The sequence below is a fragment of the Citrobacter sp. genome (assembly GCF_050252275.1).
GTDB lineage: Bacteria > Pseudomonadota > Gammaproteobacteria > Enterobacterales > Enterobacteriaceae > Citrobacter_A > Citrobacter_A amalonaticus.
Genome location: NZ_JBFWLF010000302.1, coordinates 1 through 5,405, shown reverse-complemented (window position 1 = coordinate 5,405; position 5,405 = coordinate 1). Strand labels below are relative to the sequence as shown.

Below are 5,405 nucleotides of genomic sequence, written 5' to 3'. Positions count from 1 at the left end.
TATCGGCACCCATTTGCTGACGGACGTTTTCAACACCTTGATGGTTGAAGCGGACGAGTGTTTGTACCGCTCGAAGAACGAAGGTCGTAATCGGACCAGCGATCGCCGGACGGATAAGACCGTCTTTGCTGGAAGCGATCTGGCATAACAATATCCTATGGAACTTCCCGTTGTGTTATCACAATGTTAAGTGCATGGTGTTGTCTCAATTACGGAGGCAACATGACCCTGGCAAAATCCTGTTATGTGTTGGATGCGGGAGCTATCGAGGCGAGAATTGATGAGCTCTGTGACGTCCTGACCGACTGTGTGACGCGCGGCGCATCAGTCAGTTTTGTATTACCGTTTACCTGTTCAAAAGCACGTGCATTCTGGCATGACGTCGCGCAAAGCGCGGGCAGAGGAGAGCGCGTCGTTCTTGCGCTCGACAACCCCTCAGGTGTGATTGTCGGTACCGTGCAACTCATTCTCCAGCAGCCGGAAAATCAACCTCATCGCGCGGACGTGGCGAAACTTTTAGTTCACTCCAGCGCACGTCGTCAGGGATTCGCTCGTCAGTTGATGACGGCACTGGAAACGTGCGCAATACAGCAGCAAAAAACGCAGCTGGTGCTGGATACCGCTACAGGAAGCGATGCTGAGTTGTTCTACCACTCTTGCGGCTGGCTCAAAGCCGGTGAGATCCCTGATTATGCGCTGATGCCAGATGGAAAGCTGACCGGCACCACGCTTTTCTATAAATCTCTATAAATAGTTGTCATGAATTGATCAAAACAGGGTTTTACTGTCGTAAAGTTTTGCTAACCTGTTCTACCAATTTAATCAGGTTGTATGACTAATCGAAAGGGAACCCATTGTGAAAACACTTAACCGTCGCGATTTTCCCGGTGCTCACTATCCTGAACGCATCATTCAGTTTGGTGAAGGTAATTTCCTTCGCGCCTTTGTTGACTGGCAAGTTGATCTGCTGAATGAACATACCGATCTGAATTCTGGTGTGGTCATTGTTCGACCTATTGAAAGTCCATTCCCACCTTCGCTCAGTACCCAGGATGGTCTTTATACGACAATCATTCGCGGTCTGAATGAACAGGGAGAAGCCGTCAGCGATGCTCGTCTGATTCGTTCGGTGAATCGTGAAATCAGCGTTTACGGTGATTACGATGCGTTCCTGAAACTGGCGCACAATCCTGAGATGCGTTTTGTGTTCTCTAACACCACGGAAGCGGGTATCAGTTATCACGCCGGTGATAAATTTGATGATGCGCCAGCGGTAAGTTATCCGGCGAAGCTGACGCGTCTGCTGTTTGAACGCTACAGCCATTTCAACGGCGCGTCGGATAAAGGCTGGATCATCATCCCTTGCGAACTGATTGATTATAATGGTGATGCTCTACGTGAGCTGGTGCTGCGCTATGCGCAGGAGTGGTCACTGCCAGCGGCATTTATCACCTGGCTGGATCAGGCAAACGTCTTCTGTTCCACGCTGGTGGACCGTATTGTCACGGGTTATCCGCGCGATGAAGCGGCGCAACTGGAGAGCGAACTGGGCTATCACGATGGTTTCCTCGATACAGCCGAACACTTTTATCTGTTTGTGATCCAGGGACCGAAATCACTGGCAGCAGAACTGCGTCTCGATAAATATCCGCTTAACATTCTGATTGTTGAGGATATTAAGCCGTACAAAGAGCGTAAAGTGGCTATCCTTAACGGTGCGCACACGGCACTGGTACCGGTGGCATTCCAGGCAGGACTGGATACGGTCGGCGAGGCGATGAATGACACCGAAATCTGCGCCTTTGTGGAAAAAGCGATTTATGAGGAGATCATCCCGGTTCTCGATCTGCCGCGTGATGAACTGGAGTCATTTGCCAGTGCGGTTACCGGACGTTTCCGTAACCCCTATATTAAGCACCAGTTGCTGTCGATTGCGTTGAACGGGATGACCAAATTCCGCACCCGCATTCTTCCCCAGTTGTTGGCAGGGCAGAAGGCGAACGGCCAACTCCCGGCTCGTCTGACCTTCGCGTTAGCCGCCCTGATTGCGTTCTATCGCGGTGAGCGTAATGGGGAAGCTTACCCGGTTCAGGACGATGCGCACTGGATCACCCGTTTTCAGCAACTCTGGAGCCAACATGGCGATCGCCAGATGACGACTCAGCAACTGGTGAGTGACGTGCTGGCGGTAGAAGAACACTGGGAGCAAGACCTGACGAAAGTGGCGGGGCTGGTTGAGCAGGTGACTGCCGATCTCGATGCCATTCTGTCAAAAGGAATGCGAGAAGCGGTGAAACCGCTTTGCTAAAGCAGTGACCCGGCTAAGGCCGGGTTTCTTATACAAGCACTATAGTTACAACATACAGTGTATTTAATAACTATTCCCTCTGTTAGCCTTGTGCATGAACGTGTCTATTAGCATAAGGCAGGTGACAACGTCACGTTGGACATGCTTGAATGTTTGATCCAGATCACGTTTAATAGCAGGATTCGTTTCTTTCCAGAAAACCGTCATGATCGTTCGTCCACAACAGCACTGGTTACGCCTGATATTCGTCTGGCACGGCTCTGTACTGGCAAAAATCTCTTCCCGCTTGCTGCTTAATTTTCTGCTGTCTATTGTCGTGATCGTCCTGCTGCCGTGGTATACGATGCTGGGTATCAAATTTACCCTTGCACCGTTCAGCATCCTCGGTGTGGCAATCGCTATCTTTTTGGGTTTTCGTAATAACGCCTGTTATTCCCGTTATGTTGAGGCGCGTCAACTCTGGGGACAATTGATGATCGCTTCTCGTTCACTGCTGCGGGAAGTCAAAACGGTCTTACCGGATGACCGCGAGTTAGGGCAGTTTGTCCGACTGCAAATCGCCTTCGCTCACTGTCTGCGCATGACGCTGCGGCGTAAACCGCAGGCTGAGCCGCTGGCGAAGTATCTTAGCACGGAAGATCTGCAACGTGTATTTGCCTCTCACTCTCCGGCAAACCGCATTTTACTGATAATGGGTGAATGGCTGGCGACACGTCGTCGAGACGGGCAACTCTCGGATATCCTGTTTCATAGTTTAAACAATCGCTTAAATGACATGTCCGCCGTTCTTGCCGGTTGCGAAAGAATCGCCAATACGCCGGTCCCGTTTGCCTATACGCTGATCCTCCATCGCACCGTTTATCTGTTTTGCATCATGCTGCCTTTCACCCTGGTGGTCGATCTGCATTACATGACGCCTTTTATTTCGGTCCTCATCTCCTATACCTTCATCTCTCTGGATGCACTGGCGGAAGAACTGGAGGATCCGTTTGGAACAGAGAATAACGATTTGCCCCTGGATGCTATCTGTAATGCCATCGAAATTGACCTGCTGGAGATGAATGATGAATCGACCATTCCAGCGAAACTGATGCCGGATAAGCACTACCAGTTGACGTAAAAGAAGGGAACATTCCAGTAAATGAACGACAGGCTGGGTGTGTCAATGCGCTAACATCGGTTTTCAGGATTAACTTATCACCGATGATTGAATTTCAGATAATGTCCGCATATTTTCTGCGCGATTAAAAATAACTCTTGATAAGGGTCGTAAGGCGTTCTTAAAACATCGGCATGCCATCAGTGCATATCAGGATGTTAAACGATGATCAGGAGGATTATCTATGAACGCTATTCAATCAGGAATGAATGACACCCCGCGTGTCGATGCAAAGGCATCGATGCCATCACTGGTATCAATAAAGTCTCTCTCTCCGTTGCCGGTTATTCCAGGACTGTTGCTTGCCACCACCGGTCTTTTTGCCCCGACAGGTCTGTTGGCAGAGGATATACGCTGCGAAAGTGAAGCGGCCGCAGAGTGTATTGAGAAAAAACTCAAAGCGACAAAGACATTAACAGCATCCTGGACGCCCACGACGGCGAACAGTAGTGTTCTTATTAACGAAAATGCCCAGGTCATTTTATCTGCGGAAGTGAATAACGAGCCTGGTTGGCGTGAGTTTGGCTCCCTGACCGTCGGTCAGGGCACAAAAGGTGAACTCACAATAACAGGACGCACCATTAAATCCTCTGCAAGCGCGATTGGTAATGGTGCTGTCGGAATTGTGACGTTAACCGAAGGTGCGCAATGGGATCTCAGTGGCAAGAATCTGTTTGTCGGCAAAAATAACGGCGACGGAACATTAACCGTTAAAGAGGGAAGTCAGATCTCTAATATTAACGAACTGCGCATCGGTGAATTTTATGCTGATGCAAATGGGCTGACCACGATAGAAGGTGAGAATTCGTCGATCCGTTCCGGTTGGGCTGTTGTGGGCGATCAGGCAGAGGGCCGACTGGATATTTTGAACGGTGGTCAACTTTCAGTTAGTAGACATATGAATATTGGCTATGTCGGAAAGACGTTAAACTCAACTCTTAAAGGAAACGGCGTCGTGAATGTAGACGGCGAAAATTCTCGTTTAGAGGTTGGTACATTACTCATTTTGGGGGGCTTTATAACCACGCCAAATGATGCCAAAGGTGAACTTAATATCAGTAATGGCGGCAAAGTTAAGACAGGAGAGGGAATCTGGCTTGGCATAGGGACAGGAAGTACCGCCACACTGAATATCGGTGGCAAACCCGGTGAAACCGCACAAGAAGCAGGATCTATCGAGACGCCGCTCATTATTCTGAGTGACACAAATCAGAAAAATAGTACTGCAACACTGAACTTTAACCACACCAGCGAAGATTATTCTCTTAATGCAGCGATAAAAGGCTACGGTCATGTCAACCATAGCGGACCGGGTACGACGCAACTGAGCGGCGATAATCGTTATACCGGAAATACTCACATCAGTCGCGGAACGCTCAGCGCCGGAAGTGTCACAGGTTTTAGCCCGAATTCTGATTTTACTGTCGGGGAGGGCGCCACGCTCGATCTGAACGGCTACAGTCAGACCATTCAGTCACTTCAACTTGGTGGGAGGCTGAGCTTTGGTGATCCGCAGGGCAACCGCGATGCTCTGGCGCTGTCAGGCAGTGTTCTGACGGTCAGGGGCGATTACAACAGTGACAATGGCTTACTGAGCCTGAACAGCACACAGGATCAAGTGCAACAAAAACCGGTGGTTAACCAGCTTAATGTCTTGGGAAACACCGCAGGAACAACCCGGGTCGTGTTGAAGGAATTAGGCAATGTCGCGGTTGGTGATCTGAACGGTGCGCGAGTTGTCCAGGTTGCAGGGGATTCTGCGGGTGAATTTGTTGCCCAAAGCCGTCTGGTTGCCGGGGGGTATGACTACGCGCTTTTACGCGGAGTTGAAAGTGAAAATGACGACGGGATCATGGATTGCAACCACTGGTATCTGGTCAATACCTGGGCGCCCGTCGACGATATCGATCCGATAGATGACCCGATTATTGAACCGAA

5 protein-coding genes are annotated in these 5,405 nt (G+C 49.9%); all 5 read left to right on the top strand.

The annotated features are described in order from the left end of the window. On the top strand, positions 1 to 148 hold a 148-nt coding region (locus AB7E14_RS19925; RefSeq protein WP_428169845.1), incomplete at its 5' end, for a hypothetical protein. A 74-nt stretch (positions 149 to 222) separates the two neighbouring features. Then, the gene (locus AB7E14_RS19920) at positions 223 to 750 is read left to right on the top strand and encodes a GNAT family N-acetyltransferase (protein WP_044327162.1); all 528 of its coding nucleotides are present in this window, start codon (positions 223 to 225) and stop codon (positions 748 to 750) included. Positions 751 to 856: 106 nt separating this feature from the next. After that, positions 857 to 2,308, top strand: a complete 1,452-nt coding sequence (locus AB7E14_RS19915) for a tagaturonate reductase (RefSeq protein ID WP_044327161.1) — start codon at positions 857 to 859, stop codon at positions 2,306 to 2,308. A 205-nt stretch (positions 2,309 to 2,513) separates the two neighbouring features. After that, on the top strand, positions 2,514 to 3,428 hold the full coding sequence (locus tag AB7E14_RS19910; protein ID WP_428169844.1) for a bestrophin family protein: 915 nt from the start codon (positions 2,514 to 2,516) through the stop codon (positions 3,426 to 3,428). A 223-nt stretch (positions 3,429 to 3,651) separates the two neighbouring features. After that, positions 3,652 to 5,405: autotransporter-associated beta strand repeat-containing protein (locus tag AB7E14_RS19905; protein ID WP_428169843.1), on the top strand; the 1,754-nt coding region annotated here is incomplete at its 3' end.

What these genes read in the sequence shown, in the direction of transcription:
- AB7E14_RS19920 (WP_044327162.1), top strand. Translation starts at nt 223, where the DNA reads ATGACCCTGGCAAAATCCTGTTATGTGTTGGATGCGGGAGCTATCGAG.
- AB7E14_RS19910 (WP_428169844.1), top strand. Translation starts at nt 2,514, where the DNA reads ATGATCGTTCGTCCACAACAGCACTGGTTACGCCTGATATTCGTCTGG.